This is a genomic window from Streptosporangium vulgare, assembly GCF_042428775.1.
GTDB classification, from domain to species: Bacteria; Actinomycetota; Actinomycetes; order Streptosporangiales; family Streptosporangiaceae; genus Streptosporangium; species Streptosporangium vulgare.
In genome coordinates, this window is sequence record NZ_JBHMBS010000018.1 from 16,741 (window position 1) to 42,339 (window position 25,599).

Here is a 25,599-nt window from a genome sequence, read left to right on the forward strand (position 1 = left end):
GGGCGACGAATCGGCCGGGCCGGGAACGGATCAGAGCTCGAAGCGGGCCACCCGGCGGAGTTTGTTCATGGCGTCCAGGGCGGCGACCTTGTAGGACTCGGCCAGGGTGGGGTAGTTGAAGACGGCGTCGACCAGATAGTCGATGGTGCCGCCGCAGCCCATGACGGCCTGGCCGATGTGCAGGAGCTCGGTGGCGCCGGTGCCGAAGACGTGCACGCCGAGCAGGGCGCGGGTGTCCGGGGAGACCAGGAGCTTCAGCATGCCGTAGGTGTCGCCGATGATCTGGCCCCGGGCCAGCTCGCGGTAGCGGGAGATGCCGACCTCGAAGGGGACGTGGGAGGCGGTCAGCTCGTCCTCGGTGGGACCGATGAAGCTGATCTCGGGGATGGTGTAGATGCCGATCGGCTGCAGGTGGTGGATGCCGCGCAGCGGTTCGCCGCAGGCGTGGTGGGCGGCGATGCGGCCCTGCTCCATGGAGGTGGCGGCCAGGGAGGGGAAGCCGATGACGTCGCCGACGGCGTAGATGTGCGGCACGGCGGTGCGGTAGTGCTCGTCGACCTGGATGCGGCCCCGGGCGTCGGCGGCCAGCTCCGCGGCCTCCAGGGCGAGCTCGTCGGTCATGCCGTGGCGTCCGGCCGAGTACATCACCGTCTCGGCGGGGATCCGCTTGCCGCTCTCCAGCACGGTCAGCGCGCCCCGGGGACGGCGCTCCACCGCGGCGACGGTCTCGCCGAAGCGGAAGGTCACCGCCAGATCGCGCAGGTGGTACTTGAGCGCCTCGACGATCTCCAGGTCACAGAAGTCGAGCATCCGGTCGCGGCGCTCGACCACGGTCACCTTGGTCCCCAGCGCGGCGAACATGGAGGCGTACTCGATGCCGATCACCCCGGCCCCCACGACCACCATCGAGTCGGGGATGTCCTGCAACTGCAGGATGCCGTCCGAGTCGATGATCGTGTGGCCGTCGAACTCCACGGTGTCGGGACGGGCCGGCCGGGTGCCGGTGGCGATGACGATCTTGTCGGCGGTGACCTTGGTCTCGTGGCCGTGCTCGTCGACGACTCCGACCGTGTGCGGGTCCACGAAGTGGCCGTGCCCGTTGAGCGTCGCCACGTGGTTGCGCGACAGCTGGCTGCGGATCACGTCGATCTCCCGGCCGATCACGTGCTGGGTGCGGATCCCCAGGTCCGCCGCGGTGATCTCGTCCTTCACCCGGTAGCTCTGGCCGTACATGCCCCGCTGGTTGAGGCCCGTCAGGTGCAGGACGGCCTCGCGCAGCGTCTTGGAGGGGATGGTGCCGGTGTTGATGCACACCCCGCCGAGCATGTTGCGCCGCTCGACGAGCGCGACACGCCGTTCGAGTTTCGCCGCGGCGATCGCGGCCTTCTGACCACCTGGCCCGGAACCAAGAACAAGGACATCAAAATCCCACATAGGCCCCAGTGTGAAGGCAGGAGGCGGTCTCAGCCAGACTCACGGAATACCAGATCGTGTCAGTCTCGTTAATACCGCCTCACGCCGTCATGGGAATGCGACGTGACCCGGTGTCCGGACGGCGCCACGCACCGGCGCGGGCCCGGCGCGGGCCCGGCACAGCACAGGCACAGCGCGGCTCCGGGACCTCACACCCGCGCGCCGACCCGGTCCACGATCGCGGTCGCCCCCTCCTTCCTCGCGCAGTGGGCGCAGCAGAACCAGTGCTGCCCGGCCTCGACGCCGTGCCCGACGATCCGGACCCCGCAGTGCTCGCAGATGGGCGCCATCCGCTGGATCGCGCACTCGAAGCTGTCGAAGACGTGCACCTTGCCCTGGGCGTGCACCTCGAAGCTCATGTCGTAGTCGTTACCGCACGTTTCACAGCTCGCCATGTTTCCCCCCGAAAACTCACGGCATTTCCGGTGAAAGTCGTACCCAGGTATCCGCAGGTCAGACAATCCATCCCGTCAGGATCATCCCGGCGGCCAGCAGCACCAGGGCCAGCACCACCAGCGCGACCGGCAGCAGGGGACGCAGCCGGGCGAGCCTCCCGCGCGCCACGAGGCGGGCGCGGTCGGCCTCGATCCACTCCCCCAGGCGGGGCCAGGCGTACGGAAGCGCCTGGTGGACCAGACGCGCCTCGTCCCCCCGGTGCGCGACCAGCCCCGTGAAGCCGCGCAGGACGCGCTCGGACCCGGCGGGCACCCTGGCCTCGCGGGCGACCGGCTGCCCGTCGGGGGCGATCGCGACGAGTCTCAGGAACACCGCGGGCGCGCGCTCCCGGTCCGCCGGGCCGAGCGCGGCGTACGCGGACTCGGCCAGCGCCCCCAGCCCGGGGTCGTCGCAGGCCGTACGGACCCTGGCCGCCACCTCGGTCCCCGCCCGCAGCAGCGCGGCCGTCCCGGGATCGCTCCCCGCCCCCAGCGACGAGGCCGTCCCGGGACCGGTCCCCATCGGGGGCAACGCGGCCGTCCCGGGACCGGTGCCCGCCCGCGGCGCGGCCGTCCCGGAGAGCAGGGCGATCAGCAGGTCGCGGGCGGCCGGCCTGGCGCGAGGGTCCTTGGCGAGCGCGGCGGCGGCCAGCGGCCGCAGGAGCGGGGGCAGCGAGCCCAGGTCGGGATCGAGGGAGAGGATCCGGTGCATCACCCCGCCCAGGCTGCCCGCCGCGAACGGGTCCTCGCCGGTCGCGGCGTACAGCACGATCCCGCCCCAGGCGAACACGTCGGCGGCCGGGCCCGCCGCGCCGCCGGTGAACACCTCGGGCGCCGTGTACGACGGCACGCGCGTCCTGAGGCCGGTGGCGGTCAGCGACGTCACCCGCCCGGGGGCCATCCCGAATCCGGTGACCCTGGGACCGTCCCCGCCGAGGATCACGTTGTCGGGCGTGAGGTCGCGGTGGACCACCCCGGCGTCGTGCAGGGCGGTCAGCGCGGTGGCGACCGCGGCCGCGAGGCCGTGCAGGTCGTCGCCGCCGAAGACCCGCCCGGCCCGGCGCAGGCTGGGCCCCTCCACGTACCGGCTGACGATGTACGGCCTGGGCCCGTCGAGGTCGGCGTCCAGCACCCCCGCCGTGCAGGAGGAGGCGACGCGGCGGGCGGCGGCGGCCTCGGTGGGCGCGCCGGCTCCCGGGTGACCGTGCAGGACCGTCACCGCGACCCGTCCCCCGCCCTGGTCGTACCCCTCGTAGACCACGCCCAGGGCGCCCGCCCCCAGCCGCCCGGCGAGACGGTAGCCGCCCAGCCGCCACGGGTCGCCCACGATCAACTCCTGCGCCACTCTCATGCGGTGTTTGATGCGATTTGCGGAAAGAATGTTTCCCCCGGCGGGGACGGGCGTCGAATCGCCTCACCCCGGGCTTCGAGGGTCAGGATCGCCGAGGGGCCCGGCGCTCCCCGCGCCGGGCGAGCTCCTCCTCGTCCACCAGGGTGAGCATCGGCCTGCCGGGTTCGCACAGCATCGTGACGGTGAACCGGAGCGGGACGTCGTCGCGGTCGTTGCCGTCCTGGTAGTGGATGACGTCGCCGCCCGGCCGGAAGGCGTTGCTTCCCCGTGGCGGTCCGGCCCGGTCAGTCCTCGTACCGGATCTCGCCGAGGATCGCGTCGTCGCCCTCCGGCACCAGGGACCCCTCGCCCAGCTCGGCTCCGAAGTAGCGCGCGTGCGGGTCGGTGACCACCTGGCGCGGATCGCCCCAGCCGGCCAGGTGACGGCTCCGATGAGAATCCTTCCGGTCGTGGATTCCCGGCGCCGGGGCGTCATAGTGCAGGGCCTCCCCCGGGTAAGCCCAAAACCCGCGAAGGAACGGAGGCACGCCATGAGGGTCGTTCAGGCGGGGCAGACGTCGCGGTAGGGCAGGTCCCCCAGGTAGGTGCGCCACTCCGCGCGCGACAGGGTCCGGCCCGCGCGCTCGCAGACCGCCCGCGCCACCGCCTCCGGCTCGACCGGGAACTCGCTCAGGGTGCCCGCCCCGTCCACCGCGATCAGCCGGGCACCGTCGGGACTGAACGTCAGCGCCTGGAGGTCTCCGGGCTGGGCGACGATCGGCTGGCCGAGACGGCGCCCGGTCGCGACGTCCCAGATCCCCACCGACCGCCCGGTCACCGCCGCGGCGATGACGTCGCCGCGAGGTGAGTACGTCAGGCCCGCCCCCGTCCCCTCCTCGCCCCGGATCATGCCGCCCACCCGCTTCCTGCCCCGGGTCTCGAACACCGAGATCCGCCCGATGCGGTCGGCGACGGCGAAGCGGGCACCGGCGTCGCCGAAGGCCAGCGCGATCGCCGGGATGCCGAGGCCGGGCGAGCCGTAGGTCTCGCCGGACGGCTCGCCGGTGGCCGCGTCCAGCAGCCGGTGATCACCGCCCGCGACCGCGAGCGCCCCGCCGTCCGGGGTGAAGACCAGCCCCTCGACCATCTCCTGGGGCCGCGACCACCGGAGTCGTCCACTGGGCACGTCCCAGACGTGGATCTCTCCCTCGGGCTTCACCTCGGCGTCGTAGTAGAGGGTGTACGAGGCCACGGCGGTGCCGTCGGCGCTGATCGCCACGGCGAACACCTGGCCGCCACGGGTGAGGGTGAGGGTGGCGATCCGCTTGAGGGTGGAGGTGTCCCAGACGGTCAGCCGGGGACTGTCCGAGCCGGAGTTGGCCACCAGCCGCCGCCCGTCGGCGCTGAACGCCATCCTGAAGAGGTTGTCGGCGCCCTCGGGCCCGTTGTCCAGCGATCCCAGGCGGGCGCGCCGCCCGAGGTCGCGGATCACGATCTCGCTCGCCCCGTCCGCCCTGGAGGCGAGCAGCCGCCCGCCGGGGCTGAGGGCCGCCCAGCGGGTTCCCGGGCCCTTCAGCGTGACGGGCCTGGTCAGCGCGGAGACGTCGAGGCTCGTCACCGAGTCCTCGGTGAGGTAGCGCAGGGTGCGCCCGTCCGGGTCGAAGGCCACGACGGGCTCGTACGCGTCGATCCTCTGGGTGAGCAGCAGCCTGCCGTCCTCGACCCGCCAGACCCGCAGGGCCGTGTCGACCGCCGAGGCCAGGAAGCGCCCGTCGGGGCTGAAGGCGAGCTCGCCGGTCGCGCCCTCCTCGAAGAAGGTGTCCAGCTTCGCCCCGGTGAACGCGTCACGCAGTTCGACGGTCTTCCCCCTGGCGACGGCGATGGTCGCGCCGTCGGGGCTGTAGGCCACCCTCGGGAAGCAGACACCGCAGCGGCCCCCCAGCGGGATCCTGCGCAGGCCGTCCAGGGCGAAGGCCGCCGCCTCGCCGTCGAGGGTCCCCGTCGCGATCCAGCTCCCGTCGGCCGAGAGGTCGCTGCCGATGGCCCCGCCGACCGGGGAGTGCTTCTGACCGGTCACCACGTTCCAGACGGTGAACCCCTCCCCCTGGCTGACCATGAGCCAGTCCTCCGACCGCCCGAAGGACGCGGTGGTGTCGCCGCCCCCGTTCCGGCCCTGGACCCGCATGACGGCACCGGTCGGCTTCCCGCTCCGCACGTCCCAGATCCTCAGCCTCTCACCGCTGATCACGGCGAGCCTGCCGCCTCGCGGGCTCAGCGCGATCCCGCGCAGCTCGCCGCCGATCCCGGTGAAGCCGCCGGCGCGCCTGCCGGTCCGCACGTCCCAGAGGCGCACCTCGCCGTCGCTCGCGCTGGCGAGGGTACGCCCGTCGGCGCTCAGCGCCCTGAAGGTCTGTATCCCGGTGGCCGGGTCGTGGAAGGTGGCCGTCTCCCGCTGGGTCAGCGAACCGGCGAGGCTCGCCCTCGCCTCGACCACCGGCGCCAGCCGCCAGGCGGCCACGCTCAGCAGCATCGCCCTGACCGGCTCGGCGGTCCGCAACGCGTCGGCCGTCGCGGCGAGCCTGGCGGCCGTCGCCTGGTCGCGCTGGGAGGCGATGACGGCGCTGCGCGCGTCGGCCACCCTGCTCTGCTGCACGGCGAACGCCCCGGCGGCCAGCGCGGCGACCAGCAGCACGGCCAGCGTGCCCGAGAGCACCCTGCCCCTGCGGGCACGCCGCCGGGTGAGGGCGGCTCCCGCCTCCAGGAAGTCACGCTCGACCGGGCTGAGCGTGATGTTGCGGCGCCCGGTGGCCGCCCAGCGCATCGCGCTCTCCAGGCTGCCGCCCTGGAACAGGTCACCGTCCCTGCGCCCCTGGAGCTGCCAGCGCCGCGCGGCGGTGAGGATGCCCCGGTGCACGGCCAGGCCGTCCCGGTTGGCCTGGATCCACGCGCGCAGCCTGGGCCAGGCCTGCGGCAGCGCGGGCCGCGACAGCCAGACCTCCCGGTCGTCGTGGGTGAGCAGGTACGCGAAGACCTCCACCAGGCGCCGTACCGCGGCGGCCTCGCCCTCCTGGCGCCCGTCGAGGAGCTCGGCCCACTGCGCCTGGCGTACGACGAGCTGGTCTTCGTCGCTCACGGTGACCAGCCGCAGGAAGATCTCGGGGGCGAGCTCCCGCTCGGCGGGACCGAGCGCGACGTAGGCGTCCTCGGCGAGGGTGCCTAGCGCGGGGTCGGCCGAGGTCGCGCGGACCTGGGCCCCGGCGTCGCTGCCCGCCGCGAGCAGCCTCGGCGTGTCGATGCTCCTGTCACCGCTGACCAGGGCGAGCAGCAGATCCCTCGCGGTGGGCCTGGACCTGGGGTCCTTGGCGAGCGAGGCGGCGACGAAGGGCCGCAGGTGCTCGGGGAGCATGTCCAGCTGGGGTTGCACCGACAGCACGCGGTGCATGATCCCGCCCAGGCTCTCGGCGCGGAACGGGTCGGCGCCCGTCGCGGCGAAGACCATGATCCCGCCCCAGGCGAAGACGTCGACGGCCGCGGTCGCGCGCTGGCCCATGAAGATCTCCGGGGCCATGTAGGTCGGGGTGCCGGCGACCATGCCGGTCGCGGTCAGCGACATGTCCTCCGTGCGGGCGACCCCGAAGTCGATCACCCGCGGGCCGTCCGGACCCAGCAGCACGTTGTCCGGTTTGAGGTCGCGGTGGATCACCCCGGCCTCGTGGACGGCGGTCAGCGCGGTGGCGATCGCGGTCGCGAGGCGGTGCAGGTCGCCCCCGGTGAAGCGGCGCCCCTCCGCGACGGCTTTGCGCAGGCTGGGACCCTCCACGTACTCGCTGACGATGTACGGCCTGGGCCCGTCGAGGTCGGCGTCCAGCACCCCCGCCGTGCAGAACGAGGCCACCCGGCGGGCGGCGGCGGCCTCGCGGCCGAACCGGTCGCGCAGCTCGGGGTCGGTCCCGGCGTCGCCGTGCAGGACCTTCACCGCGACGCGCGTGCCCTCGGCGTCGTACGCCTCGTAGACCACGCCCTGGCCGCCCGCGCCCAGCCGCCCGGCCAGCCAGTAGCCGCCCAGCCTCTGCGGATCACCGTCGATAAGTGTCGTACTCAACTCACACTCCGTTCACCGGTGGATTGGACGCCCCGGAGGACGGTGAGGTTCGGGCGATGTCACAGACTCGGGACATGTCTCGTCCTCCTTACGTGAACGGTGACGAAGCTCTCGCGGCGGAGTTCGGGGCCATCCGGCCGCGCCTGGTCGGCGTGGCCTACGGCCTGCTCGGCAGCGTCGACGAGGCCGAGGACGTCGTCCAGGATGCCTGGTTCAGGCTGGGCAGGGCGGAGCGTTCGGAGATCGGGGACGTCACCGGCTGGCTGGTGGTCACAGTATCGAGACTCGCGCTGGACGTACTGCGTTCGGCGCGCGTACGGCGCGAGGAATACATCGGGCCGTGGCTGCCGGAGCCGGTGGTCGGCGAGGGCGACCCCGCCGACAGGGTGACCCTGGACGAGTCGATGAGCCTGGCGATGCTGGTGGTCCTGGAGTCGCTCAGCCCCGCCGAGCGCACCTCCTTCGTCCTGCACGACGTGTTCGGGCTGCCGTTCGAGGAGGTGGCGCGCGCGGTCGGGCGCTCCGCCGCCGCGTGCCGGCAGCTCGCGGCCCGCGCCCGCGGGCACGTCGCGGCACGGGCTCCCCGCTTCGAGGTCGACGAGGCCGAGCACCGCAGGGTCGTCGAGGCCTTCGCGCGGATCATCCGAGGCGGGAACGGCGACGGCGACCTCGGCGCGCTGATGACGCTGCTCGATCCGGACGTGGTGGTGCGCAGCGACGGCGGCGGGGTGGTCGGCGCGGCCCGCAGGCCGGTCCACGGCTCCGACCGGGTGGGCCGCTTCATGCTCGGGGTCGCCAGGAAGTACGGCGGCACCGGGAGGTTGACGGTGACCACGGTCAACGGCCGGGCCGGGCTGCTGTGGGCACGGAACGACGGGCTCTCCGTCTACGGGCTGACCGTCTGCGAGGGCCGGATCACCGAGATCGACATCGTGAGGAACCCGGAGAAACTGAGGAGTGTTCGATGAAAGAGCGGATGGACATCGGCGAGCTCGCCCCTGAGGCCTACCGGGCCATGCGGCAGCTGGAGAGGTACCAGGCGGAGAGCGGCCTTCCGCACGCCACGAGGGAACTCGTCAAGCTGCGGGTCAGCCAGATCAACGGCTGCGGCTTCTGCGTCGACATGCACGCCCACGACGCGAAGGCGTCCGGGGAGAGCGACGAGCGGCTGTTCGCGGTGGCGGCCTGGCGGGAGACGCCCTTCTTCAGTGACGCCGAGCGGGCGGCGCTCGCCCTGGCCGAGGAGGCCACCCGGCTCAGCGACCGCGGCGAGACGGTGCCGGACGCGGTGTGGGACGAGGCCGCCAGGCACTACGAGCCGGAGGTGCTGGCCGCGCTGGTCGTGACAATCTCGACGATCAACGCGTGGAACCGGATCGCCGTCACCACCCGCAAGGTTCCGGGAACCCTGCGTAGCCAAAACGGTTGATCGAGAGGGGGCGGGCGGACTAGGTTTGGCTCGCACGGGCAACCGTGCGAGCCGGACGCGCGAGCGCCCGGCGAACCGGTGTCACAGGACGCGGAGCACGGCGAGCCCGGAAAAGAGGAAGATCATGCGGCGACGCACCCAGATCATCCGGCGGCGGAGTCCGCGCCGCCCCGGCCACGCCTCGGGCCTGGATCTGCGCTCCCCCTCGGGGCGCCCGCTCCCCTACTGACCCGGTCCCTTTTGACCCGGTCCGTGTTGGCTCGATGCCTGTTGACCCGGTCTGTGTTGACCTGGCCTTTACGACAGTCTTATGCGGCGATCTGTAGACACTTCTTATAACGGAACCATCACGCCGGGGGGCTCAATGAAGAGACTTGTGGTCGTGCCACCATATGTCGCACGGCTCAAGATCAGGGACATTCGTTCCGCGACACGCCGTAGGGTGACAGGTGACACCAAGGTCGTCGATCTCAGTGCCTACAGGGGCCGCAACGTCCTCCGCTTTCCACGGACGAGCGGCCCCACCTCCGCCGCCTGATCCCCCTCCGGCCTCCTCGCGAAAGACCCGCCACGGCGGGTCTTTCTCCGTTCGGGCCACCGTGGCGTCACCGTTCCGGCCACGGACTCGTCGCGGATCCCCCCGCGGCCCGAACCACGATCCGAACTCCGGGACGAACTCCGGGGGCGAACTCCGGGGGCGAACCGCGACCCGAACCACGGGACGAACTCCGGGACGGAGCGCGGCCCGCATCCCGGGACGAACGCGCCCACAGACACACAAACCACAAACCCCCCGAACCACGGGATCTCGAAGCATGAGATCCCCGGCCCATGGGACACGCGAATCCCGAGGTCACCTGATTGAATATCGCCCCATGAGCGAATTGTCCGCGACCGAGCGCACCCGGCACCGGCGCCTGCGAGAGAAGGGCCGCACCGATCGCGCCGCCCTGTACGAGGTGCTGGGCGCCGGATTCGTCTGCCACCTGGGAGTGATCTCGGACGGTGTGCCCATGGTGGTCCCCACGGTCTACGGCTTCGACACCGAGCACCTCTACGTGCACGGCTCGGTGGCCAGCAGGAGCCTCACCGGCCGGGAGCCCGCGCGGCGGCCCGCCGGACCCGGGTCCGGACCCGAGGACACGGGCACCGATGCCGACACGGGTGCGGGCACGGACGGATCGGGGGCCGCGACGGGCACAGCGGGCACGGCCCTGGGAACGGTCTGTGTGACGGTCACCCACGTGGACGGCCTCATCCTGGCCAGGTCGGTGTTCGAACACGGCGTCAACTACCGCTCCGCCATGATCTACGGCGTACCGAGGGCCCTGGAGGGCGAGGAGAAACTGGCCGCGCTGCGGATCCTGACCGAGCAGGCCGCCCCCGGCCAGTGGGAGTACGCCAGGCAGCCCAGCCGAAAGGAGCTCGCCGCGACGACGATCCTCGCGATCTCCCTGGCCGAGGCGTCGGTCAAGGTGAGCGCCGGACCGCCCGACGACGGCGACGGGCCCGACGCGGAGCTGGGGATCTGGGCGGGCCGGCTGCCCCTGGCCACCACCTGGCTCGACCCGGTCCCCGACCCCCTGCTTCCGGCCGGAATCGCCCCGCCCGATCACATCACCACCCGGACGGGCACCCGGGCCACCTGATCCCTGGACGCGCGGAGCGGCCCCGGGGTCACCCGCCCGGGGGATCTCCCGCGTGACGATCGGGGCCGGCCCACACGAAACGGGAACGGGTCGCGGCCCCGCGCGGCATCACCCACGCGACGGAGACCATCCGGATCACCGCGCCCGTGTCCCGTCCCCGCTCCGGCCCGAGGTGGCCGCCACGAAGTCCGCGAACGTCCCGCGCCCGTCGGGGTGGTCCGGCGCGAGGTGCGCGCCCCGCCGGAAGGCGGCGGCCACCCGGCCCGGCAGGAGAAGCGGCACGACGGGCCTGCGCCTGCCGGTGAGGCGCAGGTAGGTCCGGGCGAGCCCGGCGAAGCTCACGATCTCGGGACCGCCCAGGTCCGGCACCCTCCCGGCTGGATCGCCCAGCGCCAGCTCCACCAGCCGCTCCGCGACCTCCTCGATCTCCACCGGCTGGAGGCTCGTCCCGGCGGGAACGAACAGGACCGGCGCCTTCGCCAGCGTCTCCAGCGCGAGCAGGACCAGGTTGTGGAACTGCGTCGCGCGCAGGATGGTGTACGGCAGCCCCGAGTCCTCGACGATCCTCTCGGCCTCGTACTTGCGCCGGTAGTACGGTAAGGGGTGCCGGTCGACACCGACGATGGAGACGTAGACCAGGTAGGTGCCCGCGGGCGCCGCGGTGACCAGCCGCCGGGTGCCCTCGACGTCCGCCGAGGAGTCGCGCGGGTCGCTGGCGAGGTGGACGACCGTGCCGGCCCCGTCGAGGGCGGGGCCGAGCCCGGCCCCCGTCCTCAGGTCTCCGATGTGGGGCCCGCGCGTGCGGCTCAGCACGCGGGCGGGGTGACCGGCCGCGGCGAGCCGGTCCACGACGTGGCGGCCGAGAGCGCCCGTACCGCCGGTTACAAGGATGTTTTCCCTCATGTCCCTAAGAACCGGCGAGCTCCCGCAGATGTGACAGTTTTTCCGGGTTGAGGACGGTGCGTACCCCGCCGATCATCCCGCCGGAGACCTCGAACACGAAGACCGCGACGAGCTCTCCCCCGCGCCTGGCGAGAACCGCCTCCTGGCCGTTGAGGTCGGCGTGGCCGAACTCCACGCCCTGCCCGGACTTCGCGGCGAGCCCGGCGAGGTAGCGGACGACCCGCTCCCGGCCCGCGACCGGCCGCAGCGCGGCGTTCACCTTGCCGCCGCCGTCGGCCCAGGCGACCACGTCGTCGGCGAGCAACCGCTCCAGCCCGGCCAGGTCGCCGCTGTCGGCGGCCGTCAGGAAGCGTTCCACGATCCTTCGCCGCTGCTCGCCGGGGGCGTCGAACCTCGGAGCCTCGCCGACCCTGCGCCGGGCCCTGCCGTACAGCTGGCGGCAGTTGGCCTCGGACAGGTCGAGCACGTCGGCGATCTCGCGGTACCCGTACGAGAACGCCTCGCGCAGCACGAACACGGCCCGTTCGGCCGGGGTGAGCCGCTCCAGCAGGAGCATGAAGGCCATGGACACCGCGTCGCGACGCTCGGCGCTCTCCAGCGGGCCGAGCGCGCCGGTCGGCGCGGGCTCGGGGAGCCAGAAGCCGACGTAGCGCTCGCGGGTGGCGCGGGCGGCGGTGAGCCGGTTGAGGCAGAGGTTGGTGACCACCTTGGCCAGCCAGGCTCCCGGCGAGCCGATGCCCTCACGCTCGGCACCGCTCCAGCGCAGGTAGGCGTCCTGGACGACGTCCTCGGCCTCCGCGGCCGACCCGAGCATCCGGTACGCCAGGCCGAACATCCTCGACCGCTCCGCCTCGAATCTCTCGATCACCTGACCAGGGTGCCAGAAGGGCGCGGACAGGCCGCACGTGCGTCACGGGAAGGGCGGTGCGCTCGCGACGGCCGATCGCGAGGGGACGCCCCTTCCAGCGGGATCGGACCATGACGATCGAGACGAACGACGGTCACGACGGGGGATCGCTGGCGGGTTGTGACGGCCTGAACGACGGACTGCCCGGAGGCGGCCTCCGGGCAGTCCCGATCGTCACTTCTCGCCGGTGTTCTCCGGCGTCTGCGACAGCGCGCTCGCCGCCGCGGACTTCTCCGTGTCACCCTGATCCGGGTCCGACAGCGTCCTGGACGAGGCCGAGGCCGCCTCCGAACCGGTCTCCCCCTGACTCTCCGGGGCCTGCGACAGCGCGCTGGCGGCGGCGGACTTCTCCTCCTCGGTCGCGTCGGGGTCGGCCAGCGTCTTGGCCGCGGCCGTCGCCGCCTCGGAACCGGTCTGTCCGGAGTTGCTCGTCACGATCTCACCTTTCCTCGAACCGTATCCGCGTCCCTCGCCTCCCGGCCCCGGCGGTGAGGTCGTGCGGGCTCACGCGCCGCGTGCGATCTCGCCGTCCGTGCCGCGGCGGGCGCCGGCCCCTCACAAGGATCGGGCACCCGCCGTTCCGGCCGGTGATGACGACAGCCCGGCCCGGCTACCCCGGTCGCCGGGTTCCAAGCGTGAATCCTCCGGATACGGGGTGATTCGACGGGGAATCAGCCGACGGCGGTGTCGCGGCTCCTGCCGTGGGCGTCGTGCGGCAGGTCGGCGTAGTGCCACTGGTGGTCGCGGGCGTGCTTGCAGGCCGTCTCCAGGTCGCCGCGCTCGATCACCGCCAGCAGCTCGGCGTGGTCGCGGGCGATGTCGTGGAGGTCCACGCCGGTCGCGAGCATCGTGACCGACGTGCGCGCCTCGATCTGCAGCCCCTCCCAGGAGAGCCTGAGCAGCTCGTTGCGAGCGGCCTCGACGATGCGCCGGTGGAAGGACACGCTCGCCCGCATGGACGCCTCGCCGTCGCCCTCGACGGCCGCGGCCCGCATCGCCGCCACGTCCGATCCGAGCGCCTCCAGCGGGACGGTCCCGGCGAGGAGGGCCAGCCGGATGGCCGTCTCCTCCAGCGCGGCCCGCACGACGTAGCTCTCCCTGAGCGTCTCGTGGACGAAGGGGCGCACGAAGGTGCCCCTGCGCGGCTGGGTCTCCACCAGCCGCATCACCTCCAGCTCGCGCAGCGCCTCGCGGACGGGTGCCTGGCTCGTGCCGTACGTCGCCGCGAGACGTGTCTCCACCAGTCGCTCACCGGGCCTGAACTGGCCGGAGACGATCCGGCTGACCAGCGAGTCGCGGATCTGCCGCGACAGCGTCAGCCGCGGCAGCATGGAGGGCTCCCCGGTCATCTCCTCGGTCATGGAGCGCATCCTACCGAGTGTCGATTCTCGTTCATCGATCTCCTCTTGACCTGCCCTTGACTCCAGGACAGGTCTCAGCCTACGGTTCCGATAATCAATTATCGATAGTTAACCCACTTGTAACGCAGGGGGTCCGGACATGATGATCCAGGCGGTCCATGTGCCAGAGTCCGCCGAGGCCGTGGCGGTCCACTCGGCGAGGGGCGGCCAGATCATGGGCGGCGGCACCGTCGTGATGCCGCTGGTCAGCGGCGGGACCGCGACCGGGAGCGAGCTGATCAGCCTGCGAAGGGCCGGGCTCGCCGGGATCGAGGTCCGCGACGGCGTCGCCAGGATCGGCGCGGCGGCCCCGCTGTCCTCCGTCGAGGAGCACCCCGGACTCGGCTTCCTGCGCCCGGCGGTGCGCACCATCGCCTCCCCCCCGATCCGCAACCTGGCGACCGTGGGCGGCAACCTGTTCGTCGCGCAGCCGTACGGCGACCTGGCGGTCTGCCTGCTCGCCCTCGACGCGGTGTGCGAGATCGCCGGGCCCGGCGGACGGCGCGACGCCCCGGTGGCCGAGGTGCTCGCCTCGGGGGTCGCGGCGGGCGAGTTCGTCACGGCGGTGGTGGCGGCCCTGCCGGAACCGGGGACCTGGTACTACCACAAGGCCATGCGCCGCAGGCTGAACTCGGCGTCCATCGTGACCGTCGCCTCCGTGACGCGCGTCGAGGACGGCGTGGTGACCTCGACCAGGATCGCCCTCGGCGGCGTCGCCCCGCGCCCGGTGCGCGCGGTGTCGGCCGAGCGGCTGCTGGTGGGCCGCCCGCTGAGCCCCGAGGTCCTGACCGAGGCCGGGGAGGCCGCCCGTTCCGACGCGGCGCCCTTCGACGACGCCTACGCCAGCGCGTGGTACCGGGCGCGCGTCCTGCCCGTGCACCTGCGCCGGGCCTTCACCCCCTGACCGTCCCTCGCCCGCCTCTCCACCACGTGCCCACCCCCAGAAAGGGCCGGACAATGTCGTCACAGATCGTCTCGCTCGTCGTCAACGGCGAGCCCCGGGAGTTCATCGCCAGACCGGGGACCACTCTCCTGGCGACCCTGCGCGACTCGCTGGGGCTCACGGCGGCCAAGCGCGGCTGCGCGCAGGGCAGCTGCGGCACCTGCACCGTCCTGGTCGACGACCGGCCCGTGACGGCGTGCCTGGTCGCCGTGGAAACGGTCTCGGGCTGCTCGGTCCGCACCCTCGAGGGGGTCGCCGCCGGTGGGGACCTCGACGAGGTGCAGAGCGCCTTCGTCGACAACTTCGCCACCCAGTGCGGGTTCTGCACGGCGGGCATGATCATGGTCGCCGAGGCCCTGCTGGACCGCAACCCCGACCCGACCAAGGAGGACGTGGCCGAGGCGATCTCGGGCAACGTCTGCCGGTGCACCGGCTACCAGCCCATCATGATCGCCATCCTGGACGCGGCCAGACGCAGGCGCGGGGAGAGCACCGAACAGGGACAGCCGGTGGAAGGGACCGTGTCGCGATGACCTACCGGCTCGCCCCCATCGACAAGGGCTCCTTCGCCGCCGAGCGCGAGGACGACTTCACCGTCATCGGCTCGGTCGTCCAGCGCTCCGACGCGCTGGGGCACGTCACCGGCAGGACCGAGTTCTTCGAGGACGTCGCCCCCCGGGGGATGCTGCACCTGAAGATGCACCGCTCGGCCCGCCACCACGCCAGGATCAGGAGCGTCGACCTGACCGGCGCCCTGGAGGTGCCGGGCGTCACGCGGGTCCTCACCCACGCCGACATCCCGAACAACATCTACACCCCGCTCAAGCTGATCGGCGTCGGGCCGGACGACGAGCCGATCCTCGCCGTGGACAAGGTCCGCTACCTCGGCGAGCCGATCTGCGCGGTGGTCGCCGAGTCCGAGGCGGCGGCACTGGAGGGCGCGGCCAGGATCAGGGTCGAGTACGAGGACCTGCCCGCGGTCTTCGACGTCGAGGAGGCCCTGGCGGAGGGGGCACCGCTGGTCAACGAGTACCACGGCCGCAACTTCTTCACCTACGAGGGACACCACTGCCGGAGGATCCGGTTCGGCGACGTGGAGAAGGCGTTCGGGCAGGCCGACCACGTCTTCGAGTGGCGCTACGAGTCCGCGCCCATCGAGCAGGCCCCCACCGAGACCACCGGATGCGTGGTGGTCCCGCAGGCCGACGGCCGGCTGCGCATCCACTCCGACACCCAGGCGTGCTTCTTCACCCTCGACAACACCGCGCTGATCCTGGAGACCCCGTTCAACAAGCTGCGCGTCGTCGGCGGGACGGTCGGCGGGGGCTTCGGCGGCAAGGTCGACGTCGTCGTCGAGCCGGTCGCGTGCGTGGCCGCCATGGTGACCGACCGCCCGGTCAAGTTCGTCTACAGCAGGTACGAGGAGATGCAGGTCTCCTCGCCGCGCGCGGCCGAGCGCATCTACATCAAGGACGCCGTGATGGACGACGGCCGGATCATCGGCCGCAAGGTCACGCTGTACGTCGACTCCGGCGCCTACGCCCGGCACACCCCGTACGGCACCACCAAGGCCGCCGCCCACCTGCCGGGGCCGTACTCGATCCCGAACGTGTGGGCCGACTGCCACTGCGTGTTCACCAACCGCACGCCGTCCAGCGCGATGCGCGGGTTCGGCGTGACCATCGGCGACTTCGCGCTGGAGTCGCAGATGGACCGGATCGCGAGGGCCCTGTCCATGGACCCGCTGCAGCTGCGTCTCATCAACGCCTACCGCGACGGGGACCTCAAGGCCCATCGCAAGGTCGCCGAGGGCACCGCCCTGGTCGAAGTGATCCAGAAGGCCGCGGAGATGTCCGGGCACGAGCTGCCCGAGGCGTACCGCCGGATGTCGTCGACGACACGAGAGGGGCTGTAGGCCATGGCCAGGCTGCGCGGGCGCGGATACGCGTCGGTGAACTACCCGACCGGCATGAACCTCGGCGGCGACCCGTCACAGGCGCTGATCCACGCCACGACCACGGGCACGTTCGTGATCACACTGTCCTCGGTGGACCTCGGCCAGGGCATCAAGACGATCGCCGCGCAGTGCGCCGCCGAGACGCTCGGCCTGCCGATCGAGAACGTCCTGGTCAACACCGCCGACACCGACACCGGCCCGCACTGCATGGGGACCTTCGCCAGCCGGGGCACCCACCGGGTCGGCAACGCCGTCATCATGGCGGCGGCCGAGGCGCGCGGCGTGATGCTGGAGGTCGCCGCCGAGGAGCTGGAGGTCGACGCCGGGGACCTGGAGACCGACGGCACCGGCGTCATCAAGCTCAAGGGCTCGGACCAGCCGAGCATCCACATCACCGACCTCGCCCTCGCCGCGCACTTCAAGCACGGCCGGACGATCTCCGGGCGCGGCATCTTCCTCAAGGAGCCGAGCACGCCGGTGCCCGAGACGGGAGAGATGGACCCCGACTCGTGCCAGGCGCACGCGTGCACGGTCGCCGTCGTCGAGGTGGACGACGAGACCGGGGTGGTCGAGGTGCTGGAGCTGTACAACGCCTACGAGATCGGCCGGGCGCTCAACCCGGCGATGGCGACCCAGCAGGTCGAGGGCGGGGCCTGGATGGGCATGTCGCACGCCCTGTTCGAGACCACCGAGCCCTACTACCCGCGGCGCGACCACGGGCCGGGCGACTTCGCCGACTACCTCATGCCGGGACCGGCCGACATCCCCGTACAGCACAGCCTGTTCCTGGAACGCCCGGCGGGCAACGGCCCCTACGGCGCCAAGGGCATCGGCGAGATGACCGCCAACGCGCCGATCCCGGCCATCGCCAACGCCATCTACGACGCCTGCGGCGTGCGCATCACGGCGATGCCCTTCACCCCCGAACGTGTCCTGCGCGGGCTGGACGCCCTCGCGCGGGACGCCCCGCGCGAGATGTCCTCGCACGGGAACACCTGAGAACCCGCACATCCACCTGATCCGGAGGAACCGATAATCATGCTGAAAGTCGTCTCACTGCTCAAGCGCGCGGAGAACCTGTCCCACGAGGAGTTCGCGAAGTGGGTCGTGGAGGACCACGTCGAGTTCGCCAGGAAGCTTCCCGGCCTGCGCAAGTACACGGTGAGCGTCAGCAACGGCGAGGACGCCCCGTTCGACTCGGTGAACGAGCTCTACTTCGACGACGAGGACGCCCGCGCCGCCGCGTTCGGCTCCGAGCACGGCAAGGCCGCCGCGGCCGACGCCGCCGCGCACACCACCCAGCGGATCCACCTGCTCACGACCGAGCACGCGCAACTGTGACGCCTGTCGGGGATTCCCCGGTGCCCGGCGAGGTCCTCCCGGCGCCCGGCGGATCCTTCTCGGTGCCCGGCGACTCCTCGGCGTCCGGCCGGGCCTCCTCGGCGTCCGGCGGGACCTCCTCGGTGAGCGACGGAGGCTCCCCGGGGGCCGGTGGAGGGTCCCCGAGGGCGGGTGGGGGCTCCCCGGGGGCCGGTGGGGGCTCCTCGGTGGGCCGTCTCCTGGACGAGCGCGCGCTCGCCGCGGCGCTCGAACGGGAGGGGTACTTCGCCGACGAGGGACTCTGCACCGCCGTCCACCTGGCGCTGCGGCTGGGCCGCCCGCTGCTGCTCGAGGGGGAACCCGGCGTCGGGAAGACCGAGATCGCCACGGTGCTCTCGCGCGTCGTCGGCCGGGAGCTCATCCGGCTCCAGTGCTTCGAGGGACTGGACTCCGGACAGGCGCTGTACGAGTGGGACTATCCCAAGCAGCTCCTGCAGGTCCGGGTGGCCGAGAGCCGCGGCCAGGAGGTCGGTGACCTCTACCGCGAGGAGTTCCTGCTGCGGCGGCCGCTGCTGCGCGCCCTGGAGGCCGATCGCGGCGCGGTCCTGCTGATCGACGAGATCGACCGCGCCGACAGCGAGTTCGAGGCGTTCCTGCTGGAGTTCCTGGGCGACTTCCAGATCACCGTCCCGGAGCTGGGCACCATCAGGGCGCGCACGCCACCGGTCGTGGTGCTCACCTCCAACCGGACCCGCGAGCTGCACGACGCGCTCAAGCGGCGATGCCTCTACCACTGGATCGCCTTCCCCGAGGTCGACCGCGAGCGGGCGATCCTGCGCGCGGCCGTACCCGGCCTGGAGGAGCGGGCCGCTGAGGGGCTGGTGCGCGCCGTCCAGCGGGTACGCGGGTTGCCGCTGCTCAAGCGGCCCGGCATCGCCGAGTCCGTGGAGTGGGCCAGGGGCGCGGTGGCCCTGGCCGAGGGCGGCAGCCCCTGGCCCGTGGCGCTGCGCCGCGCCCTCGGCCTGCTCATCAAGGACGAGGAGGACACCCGGTTGCTCGCCGGGCACGCGGAGGAGCTGTTCGGCGATGCCTGAACCCGCCGGTCACCGAGGTCCCCCACCGCCCTCACGGGGAAGCGGTCCGGCGGCACCTGAGCCCACCCCCCTCGCCGGGGAGCCGTCCGGCACCGCCGAACCCGCCGCCCCCGCGGAGGAGCCGTCCCACGATGCCGGGCCCACGGCCCTCCCGGGGGAGCCGTCCCGCGACGCCGGACCGACGGCCCTCCTGGGAGAGCCGTCCCACGATGCCGGACCCACGGCCCTCCCGGGAGGGTCGTCCGGCGACGCCGGGCCCGTCGCCCTCGCGGCCGGTCACGTGTGGGGGTTCCTGTCCTCGCTGCGTGCCGCGGGCGTGACCACCGCGCTGCCGAAACAGGCCGACCTGCTGCGGGTCGTCGGCGAGTCGCCGCCGCGCGACCTGACCGCCCTGTACTGGTACGCCCGGATCACCCTGCTGCACGACATCGAGGAGCTCCCCGCGTTCGACCGGGTCTTCACCGCGTGGTTCCGGCAGGGCGGCCTTCCGGACGCCGTACCGCCGCCCCCCGCCGGGGAGAGCGACGTCCCCTCCCCCCAGGGGCCGGGCGAGGACGACCCCGCCCCGCGAGAGGTGCTGCCCGGTGACGGCGTCGAGGCCAGCACGCTCAGCACGTACGGCAGGCGGGACTTCGACGCGGCCGGCGACCGGTGGCGCCCGGTCGTCCGGGCGCTGGAGGCCGCCTGGCCCGCCGTGCTGCCCTCCACCCCGTCGAGGCGGCGGCGCCCGGCGCGGACCGGCGACCGGCTGGACGTGCGGCACGCCTGGCGGCGGGCGCACCGCCACGACGGGGAGATCATCGAGCTGCGCCGGCGCGCCCGCCCCCCGCGCCCGCGCCGCCTGCTCATCCTGGTCGACGTCTCGGGCTCGCTGCGGCGGCACACCCCCGACCTGCTCCGCCTGGCGCACACGGCACTGCGCGCGGCACCGGCCCGCACCGAGGTCTTCACCTTCGGCACCCGGCTCACCAGGGTCACCTCCGCGCTGTCGTACCCCCACACGGGCCGGGCGTTGCGAGCGGTGTCCGAGCGGGTGACGGACGCCGACGGCGGCACCGCGATCGGGGCGGCGCTGCAGGAGTTCCTGGGCGTCCCGCGGTTCGTGGCGCTCGCGAGGGGCGCGCTCGTGATCGTGCTGTCCGACGGGCTCGAACGCGGCGACCACGTCCCCATGGTCCGCGCGACCGCCCGCCTGTCCCGGCTGAGCCACCGGCTCGTCTGGTGGTCGCCGCTGGCGTGCTCCCCCGGCTACAGCCCGGTCACGCGCGCCATGGCCGCCCAGCTCCCCCACCTGGACCACCTCGGCGGCGTACGCGACCTGCCCACCGCCCTCGCGGAGGTCCGCCGCCTCCCGGCGGTCCTGTCCGGCCCCCGGCGCGCGGCGGCCAGGCGGTGGCCGCCTCCACGTCCCGTTCCACGCCCTGCCCCACGCCCCGCTCAACAGCCCGCTTCACGCCCCGCGGGAGCCCGCTCATGACATCCCCCACGGACCGGCCCCTCCGCGGGGCCGAGGCCGGGGGTCTCCACGCCGGAGGTACACGATGAACGACACCGCCGCCCGTCCGGCTCCCACCGGGATCGTCGACGCGCACCACCACATCTGGCGCGCCGCCGACCTGCCCTGGCTCCAGGGCGAGATGATCCCGCGCATCTTCGGCCCCTACGAACCGATCCGCCGCGACTACCCGGTGTCGGAGTACGTCGAGGAGGCCACCGCCTGCGGCATCACCTCCGCGGTCTACGTGCAGGCCAACTGGCCGCTCGACCGTTCCCTGGACGAGGTCCGCTGGCTGCGCGAGACGCACGCCGAGACCGGCTGGCCGACGGCCGTGATCGGCTCCGCGGACCTCTTCGACGAGGGCGCGGCCGACGTGATGCGCCGCCAGGCCGCGCTCACCCCGCTCATGCGGGGCACCCGGTTGCAGTTGCACTGGCACGAGCGGCCGGAGTTCCGTTTCGCCTCCGGCCCCGACCGCATGAAGGATCCCGTCTTCCGCCGCAACATCGCCTCGCTCGCCGACCTCGGCTGGCTGTTCGAACTCCAGGTGTTCTCCGACCAGATGGCCGACGCCGCGAGCTTCGTCGACGACTTCCCCGACGTCACGTTCGTCCTGGTCCACGCGGGGATGCTCGACGACTTCGAGACGTCCCGGGTGGCGGAGTGGAAACGCGGCCTGAGACTGCTGGCCGAGCGGCCCAATGTCGTGGTGAAGCTCACCGGCCAGGGAACGTTCGTGCACCGCGTGGACCGCGCACTGATCGAGACGGTCGCGGACACCTGCCTGGAGGTCTTCGGCTCGCACCGCTGCATGTGGGGAAGCAACTTCCCGATCGAGAAGATCTGGACCGACCTTCCCACTCTCGTCTCCACCTGGCAGGAGGTCCTCGCCAGCCGGTCCCCCCAGGTCGTCCAGAACGTCTTCGCCGCCACCGCCCGCCGGGTCTACGGCCTGTGAGGGCCTGCCCCGGACGCCGCCGGGGCGGCTTTCGGGACGAGACCGGCCCTGACCCCGGCACCGTACGGATCCGGTTTCCGCGCCCCCCTGCCTCTTCGCCGGGGACGTCGGAACAGCCCGACCGGTACAGGCCCGGGGTGGAGTTCTGCCGGTGTGGGTCAGGGTGCCGTCCGGCCGGTCCCGGCGAGGTCATGTCAAAAGAGAGGGCGGGATACCCTGCCTGCGGTGCCTCGAACCACGTGACCGGAGGAGTCGATGCTGAGATGACGGCAGGGCGGCCGATGCCCACACAGGACGACGTGCTCGGGTATTTCAGCACGCTGTCGAACTGGGGGCGGTGGGGCGACGACGACGAGCTCGGCACCCTGAACCACATCACCGACGACGTCCGGCTGGCGGCGGCGCGGGCCGTGCGCCACGGCAGGAGCGTGTCGTGCGCATGGGAGGTTGCCGTACCGGAGGACATGGATCGGTCGACGACGACGTGCCCGTGCGCCGCCGACATGCCGGGGGCCGAGAACATGCCGGCGCCCGGATTCCGTAACGACCGGCGCTGGGGCTTCTCGTCCGAGCGGCTCGGCGTCACCTTCCACGGCAACACCCTCACCCACGTCGACTCGCCGTGCCACATCTTCTGGGACGGCACGATGTACAACGGGCGGTCGCACTCGCTGGTCGACGCCGCGACGGGATCGGCGTGGGCGTCCGTCACGGCGGCGGCGAACGGGATCGTCACGCGCGGTGTCCTGCTGGACATCGCGAGCGTGCGGGACGTGCCGTGGCTGGAACCGGGGCAGGGGGTGTTTCCCGACGATCTGGAGGAGGCCGAGCGTCGCCAGGGGGTGCGGGTGCGATCCGGCGATGCGGTACTCCTGCGGACCGGCCATGGCCGCGCCCGGCACGAGAGCGGCGCGGTCAGCGGTTTCACGCAGGCCGGCTGGCACGCGTCCTGCCTGCCGTGGCTGCACGAACGGGAGGTCGCGCTGATCGGCGCCGACACCCCCCAGGACGTTCAGCCATCGGGGTACGAAGACGTGTTGATGCCGGTTCACGCCGTGAGCCTCGTCGCGATGGGTCTGTGGATGCTCGACAACTGCGACCTGGAGGCGTGCGCGACGACGGCCGCCGAGCTCGGCCAGTGGGACTTCCAGCTCGCGGTCGCGCCGGTCCGCTTCGCCGGTACGTCCGGCAGCCCGGTCAACCCGATCGCCACATTCTGACCGCGGTTCACTTCGCCGTCGTGACCTTCCGCGAACGACGGAAGGGGGGCCGGAGTCGACTCCGTCCCCCCTTTTTCGTCACCGGGCACTACGCGGATCCGGCCGCCGTTCCCGGCACTGCTCCTCTGCCCGGAATCAGCTGCAGCCGCTGGTGGAGCCGCAGCCCTCGCAGACGTAGCAGCTGCCGGCCGGGCGCATCTTGGTGCCGCAGGTCATGCAGAGCGGCGCGTCGGCGGTGCGGCCCTGGTGGGACTCCAGGGAGCCGGTGCGGCGCGAGGTCTCCACGGCCACCGCCTCGGGGCGGGACTTCGGCTCCTCGACGGGGGCCGCCGACTCGATGGGTGCCGAGGTGGCGAGTTCGGCGATGACCTCGTCCGTGTGGATCGGGGCCGGGTCCTCACCGCGCTGCTGCGCGGCGCGCTCGGAGGCGGAGAAGATCCCGAGCGCGGCACGGTCGTCGTAGGGCAGGTGGTCCAGGGCCAGGCGGCGGAAGATGTAGTCCATCACCGAGGCGGCGATGCGGACGTCCGGGTCGTCGGTCATGCCCGCCGGGTCGAAGCGCATGTTGACGAACTTGCCGACGTACGTCTCCAGCGGCACCCCGTACTGCAGGCCGATGGAGATGGCCACCGAGAACGCGTCCATGACGCCCGCGAGGGTCGAGCCCTGCTTGGACATCTTCAGGAAGACCTCACCGAGGCCGTCGTCGGGGTAGGACGAGGCGGTCATGTAGCCCTTGGCGCCTCCCACGGTGAAGCGGGTGGTGGTGCTGGGGCGCTGGTTCGGCATCCGGCGCCGGGTCGGGCGGCTGATCTCCACGACCTGGATCTCCGGCTCGGCGGGCTTCTCCTTCTCCTCGGTCTTCTTGCCCGAGGCCGAGAGGGGCTGGCCGACCTTGCAGTTGTCGCGGTAGACGGCCAGGGCCTTCAGGCCGAGCTTCCAGCCCTCCATGTAGACCTGCTCGATGTCCTCGATCGTCGCGGACTCGGGAAGGTTGACCGTCTTGGAGATCGCTCCGGACAGGAACGGCTGGGCCGCGGCCATCATCCGGACGTGGCCCATCGGGGCGATCGCGCGCTCGCCCATGGCGCAGTCGAACACCTCGTAGTGCTCGCGCCGCAGGCCGGGGGCGTCGACGACGTGGCCGTGCTCGGCGATGAACTCGACGATCGCCTCGACCTGCTCCTCCTGGTAGCCCAGTCGCCGCAGCGCGCGGGGGATCGTCTGGTTGACGATCTGCATGGAGCCGCCGCCGACGAGCTTCTTGAACTTGACCAGGGCGAGGTCGGGCTCGATGCCGGTGGTGTCGCAGTCCATCATCAGGCCGATGGTGCCGGTCGGGGCGAGGAGCGAGGCCTGGGCGTTGCGGTAGCCGTTCCGGTCGCCGAGCCGCAGGCACTCGGCCCACTGCCTGGAGGCCTCGCGGTGGATGGCCCCGTCGATCTCGTCGACCGTGCGCAGGGAGTCGTTCGCGTCGTTGTGCTTGCGCATGACCCGCTTGTGCGCGTCGGCGTTGCGGGCGTAGCCGTCGTACGGGCCCACGACCGCGGCCAGCTCGGCGCTGCGGCGGTAGGAGACGCCGGTCATCAGCGAGGTGATGGCCCCGGCGACCGCCCGGCCGCCGTCGGAGTCGTAGGCGTGGCCGGTGGCCATGAGCAGCGCGCCGAGGTTGGCGTAGCCGATGCCCAGCTGGCGGTAGGCGCGGGTGGTCTGGTCGATCTTCTCGGTCGGGAAGTCGGCGAAGGTGATGGAGACGTCCATCGCGGTGATGACCAGCTCGGTGATCTTCACGAAGTTCGCGATGTCGAAGGTGTCGTCGTCCTTCAGGAACTTCAGCAGGTTGATGCTCGCCAGGTTGCACGAGGAGTTGTCCAGGTGCAGGTATTCGGAGCAGGGGTTGCTCGCGGTGATGCGGCCCGTCTCCGGGCTGGTGTGCCAGTCGTTGATCGTGTCGTCGTACTGGACGCCGGGGTCGGCGCACTCCCACGCGGCCTTGCCCATCTTGCGGAACAGCTCTCTGGCGTCGACCTTCTCGATGACCTCGCCGGTGAGGCGGGCGCGCAGGCCGAACTCCTCGCCGTTCTCCACCGCGCGCATGAACTCGTCGGAGACGCGCACGGAGTTGTTGGCGTTCTGGTACTGGACGGAGACGATGTCCTTGCCGCCCAGGTCCATGTCGAACCCGGCGTCGCGGAGGGCGCGGATCTTGTCCTCCTCACGCGCCTTGGTCTCGACGAACTCCTCGATGTCGGGGTGGTCGACGTCGAGGACGACCATCTTGGCGGCGCGGCGGGTGGCGCCCCCGGACTTGATCGTCCCGGCCGAGGCGTCGGCGCCGCGCATGAAGGAGACCGGGCCGCTCGCGGTGCCGCCGCTGGAGAGCAGCTCCTTGGAGGAACGGATCCGGGAGAGGTTCACGCCGGAGCCCGAACCTCCCTTGAAGATCACGCCCTCTTCCTTGTACCAGTCGAGGATCGACTCCATCTGGTCGTCGACGGCCAGGATGAAGCAGGCGCTGACCTGCTGTGGCGACGCGGTGCCGACGTTGAACCAGACGGGCGAGTTGAAGCTGAAGACCTGGTTGACCAGGGCGTGCTTGAGCTCGTGGTCGAAGATCTCGGCGTCCTCGTCGGTGGCGAAGTAGCCGTGCTCGACCGCCGTGCGCGTGTAGACGCCCACCACGCGGTCGACCAGCTGCTTGAGGCTCCACTCCCGCTGCGGGGTGCCGACCGCGCCGCGGAAGTACTTGGTGGTCACGATGTTGGCGGCGTTGACCGACCACGACTGGGGGAACTCCACGCCGCGCTGCTCGAAGTTGATCGAGCCGTCGCGCCAGTTGGTCATGACGACGTCACGGCGCTCCCAGGTCAGCTCGTCATAGGGATGGACACCTGGCGTGGTGAAGATGCGCTTCATCTTCAGGCCCTTGCGCGGCCTCTTGCTCCCACGTGTCACCGCGCCGACAGTCTCCGTCATGACTTC

22 protein-coding genes are annotated in these 25,599 nt (G+C 72.1%); 12 read left to right on the top strand and 10 right to left on the bottom strand.

The genetic code is table 11. The annotated features are described in order from the left end of the window. Positions 1-30: 30 nt before the first annotated feature. The 5 genes from sthA to ACFFRH_RS30095 all read right to left on the bottom strand — a co-directional run bounded on the left by sthA (position 31) and on the right by ACFFRH_RS30095 (position 7,339). Entirely contained in the window at positions 31-1,434 is a 1,404-nt protein-coding gene (gene sthA / locus ACFFRH_RS30075; RefSeq protein WP_344748887.1) for a Si-specific NAD(P)(+) transhydrogenase, read from the bottom strand. 188 nt (positions 1,435-1,622) lie between these two features. Next, positions 1,623-1,868: a metallothionein gene (locus ACFFRH_RS30080; RefSeq protein ID WP_344748888.1), complete on the bottom strand. Its 246-nt coding sequence runs from the start codon at positions 1,866-1,868 to the stop codon at positions 1,623-1,625. 58 nt (positions 1,869-1,926) lie between these two features. Beyond that, entirely contained in the window at positions 1,927-3,258 is a 1,332-nt protein-coding gene (locus tag ACFFRH_RS30085) for a serine/threonine protein kinase (RefSeq protein ID WP_344748890.1), read from the bottom strand. Positions 3,259-3,542: 284 nt separating this feature from the next. Continuing rightward, on the bottom strand, positions 3,543-3,785 hold the full coding sequence (locus ACFFRH_RS30090; protein WP_344748891.1) for a hypothetical protein: 243 nt from the start codon (positions 3,783-3,785) through the stop codon (positions 3,543-3,545). 14 nt (positions 3,786-3,799) lie between these two features. After that, entirely contained in the window at positions 3,800-7,339 is a 3,540-nt protein-coding gene (locus ACFFRH_RS30095) for a protein kinase domain-containing protein (RefSeq protein ID WP_386161066.1), read from the bottom strand. 74 nt (positions 7,340-7,413) lie between these two features. On the opposite strand from ACFFRH_RS30095, the gene sigJ reads away from it, so the two are divergent. The 3 genes from sigJ (at position 7,414) to ACFFRH_RS30110 (ending at position 10,417) form a co-directional block, all read left to right on the top strand. After that, complete coding sequence (sigJ, locus tag ACFFRH_RS30100; protein ID WP_386161067.1) at positions 7,414-8,307, top strand: RNA polymerase sigma factor SigJ; 894 nt, start codon at positions 7,414-7,416, stop codon at positions 8,305-8,307. Continuing rightward, on the top strand, positions 8,304-8,768 hold the full coding sequence (locus ACFFRH_RS30105; protein ID WP_386161068.1) for a carboxymuconolactone decarboxylase family protein: 465 nt from the start codon (positions 8,304-8,306) through the stop codon (positions 8,766-8,768). Before sigJ ends, ACFFRH_RS30105 begins: the two co-directional genes overlap by 4 nt. 875 nt (positions 8,769-9,643) lie before the next feature. Then, on the top strand, positions 9,644-10,417 hold the full coding sequence (locus ACFFRH_RS30110; RefSeq protein WP_386161069.1) for a pyridoxamine 5'-phosphate oxidase family protein: 774 nt from the start codon (positions 9,644-9,646) through the stop codon (positions 10,415-10,417). 135 nt (positions 10,418-10,552) lie between these two features. On the opposite strand, the gene ACFFRH_RS30115 is transcribed toward ACFFRH_RS30110, so the two are convergent. The 4 genes from ACFFRH_RS30115 to ACFFRH_RS30130 all read right to left on the bottom strand — a co-directional run bounded on the left by ACFFRH_RS30115 (position 10,553) and on the right by ACFFRH_RS30130 (position 13,588). Next, a complete protein-coding gene (locus tag ACFFRH_RS30115) occupies positions 10,553-11,320 on the bottom strand; it encodes an SDR family oxidoreductase (RefSeq protein WP_386161070.1) in 768 nt (255 codons plus the stop codon). Positions 11,321-11,324: 4 nt separating this feature from the next. Further along, entirely contained in the window at positions 11,325-12,188 is an 864-nt protein-coding gene (locus ACFFRH_RS30120) for an RNA polymerase sigma-70 factor (protein WP_386161071.1), read from the bottom strand. 213 nt (positions 12,189-12,401) lie between these two features. After that, positions 12,402-12,662, bottom strand: coding sequence for a hypothetical protein (locus ACFFRH_RS30125; RefSeq protein ID WP_386161072.1), 261 nt, complete (start codon positions 12,660-12,662; stop codon positions 12,402-12,404). Positions 12,663-12,898: 236 nt separating this feature from the next. Beyond that, positions 12,899-13,588: a GntR family transcriptional regulator gene (locus ACFFRH_RS30130; RefSeq protein WP_386161073.1), complete on the bottom strand. Its 690-nt coding sequence runs from the start codon at positions 13,586-13,588 to the stop codon at positions 12,899-12,901. 139 nt (positions 13,589-13,727) lie between these two features. Here ACFFRH_RS30130 and ACFFRH_RS30135 point away from each other — a divergent pair, with 139 nt between their 5' ends. The 9 genes from ACFFRH_RS30135 to ACFFRH_RS30175 all read left to right on the top strand — a co-directional run bounded on the left by ACFFRH_RS30135 (position 13,728) and on the right by ACFFRH_RS30175 (position 22,617). Next, positions 13,728-14,531 carry an FAD binding domain-containing protein gene (locus tag ACFFRH_RS30135; RefSeq protein WP_386161074.1) on the top strand — a complete coding sequence of 268 codons (804 nt, stop codon included), beginning with the start codon at positions 13,728-13,730 and terminating at the stop codon, positions 14,529-14,531. Positions 14,532-14,584: 53 nt separating this feature from the next. Then, the gene (locus tag ACFFRH_RS30140; RefSeq protein ID WP_386161075.1) at positions 14,585-15,103 is read left to right on the top strand and encodes a (2Fe-2S)-binding protein; all 519 of its coding nucleotides are present in this window, start codon (positions 14,585-14,587) and stop codon (positions 15,101-15,103) included. After that, positions 15,100-16,485, top strand: a complete 1,386-nt coding sequence (locus ACFFRH_RS30145) for a xanthine dehydrogenase family protein molybdopterin-binding subunit (RefSeq protein ID WP_386161076.1) — start codon at positions 15,100-15,102, stop codon at positions 16,483-16,485. Before ACFFRH_RS30140 ends, ACFFRH_RS30145 begins: the two co-directional genes overlap by 4 nt. Positions 16,486-16,488: 3 nt before the next feature. Continuing rightward, the gene (locus ACFFRH_RS30150; RefSeq protein ID WP_386161077.1) at positions 16,489-17,526 is read left to right on the top strand and encodes a xanthine dehydrogenase family protein molybdopterin-binding subunit; all 1,038 of its coding nucleotides are present in this window, start codon (positions 16,489-16,491) and stop codon (positions 17,524-17,526) included. Between the two features lie 39 nt (positions 17,527-17,565). Beyond that, positions 17,566-17,868 carry an EthD family reductase gene (locus tag ACFFRH_RS30155; protein ID WP_386161078.1) on the top strand — a complete coding sequence of 101 codons (303 nt, stop codon included), beginning with the start codon at positions 17,566-17,568 and terminating at the stop codon, positions 17,866-17,868. 20 nt (positions 17,869-17,888) lie between these two features. Beyond that, positions 17,889-18,941, top strand: coding sequence for an AAA family ATPase (locus ACFFRH_RS30160; RefSeq protein ID WP_386161079.1), 1,053 nt, complete (start codon positions 17,889-17,891; stop codon positions 18,939-18,941). Then, positions 18,934-20,418: a vWA domain-containing protein gene (locus ACFFRH_RS30165; RefSeq protein WP_386161080.1), complete on the top strand. Its 1,485-nt coding sequence runs from the start codon at positions 18,934-18,936 to the stop codon at positions 20,416-20,418. The genes ACFFRH_RS30160 and ACFFRH_RS30165 overlap by 8 nt, the downstream gene beginning before the upstream one ends. A gap of 64 nt (positions 20,419-20,482) precedes the next feature. Further along, complete coding sequence (locus ACFFRH_RS30170) at positions 20,483-21,397, top strand: amidohydrolase family protein (RefSeq protein WP_386161081.1); 915 nt, start codon at positions 20,483-20,485, stop codon at positions 21,395-21,397. Between the two features lie 281 nt (positions 21,398-21,678). Next, entirely contained in the window at positions 21,679-22,617 is a 939-nt protein-coding gene (locus ACFFRH_RS30175) for a cyclase family protein (RefSeq protein ID WP_386161082.1), read from the top strand. Positions 22,618-22,752: 135 nt separating this feature from the next. Here the strand turns inward: ACFFRH_RS30175 and ACFFRH_RS30180 are convergent, their stop codons facing one another. Then, complete coding sequence (locus ACFFRH_RS30180; RefSeq protein ID WP_386161083.1) at positions 22,753-25,593, bottom strand: vitamin B12-dependent ribonucleotide reductase; 2,841 nt, start codon at positions 25,591-25,593, stop codon at positions 22,753-22,755. Positions 25,594-25,599: the final 6 nt, after the last annotated feature.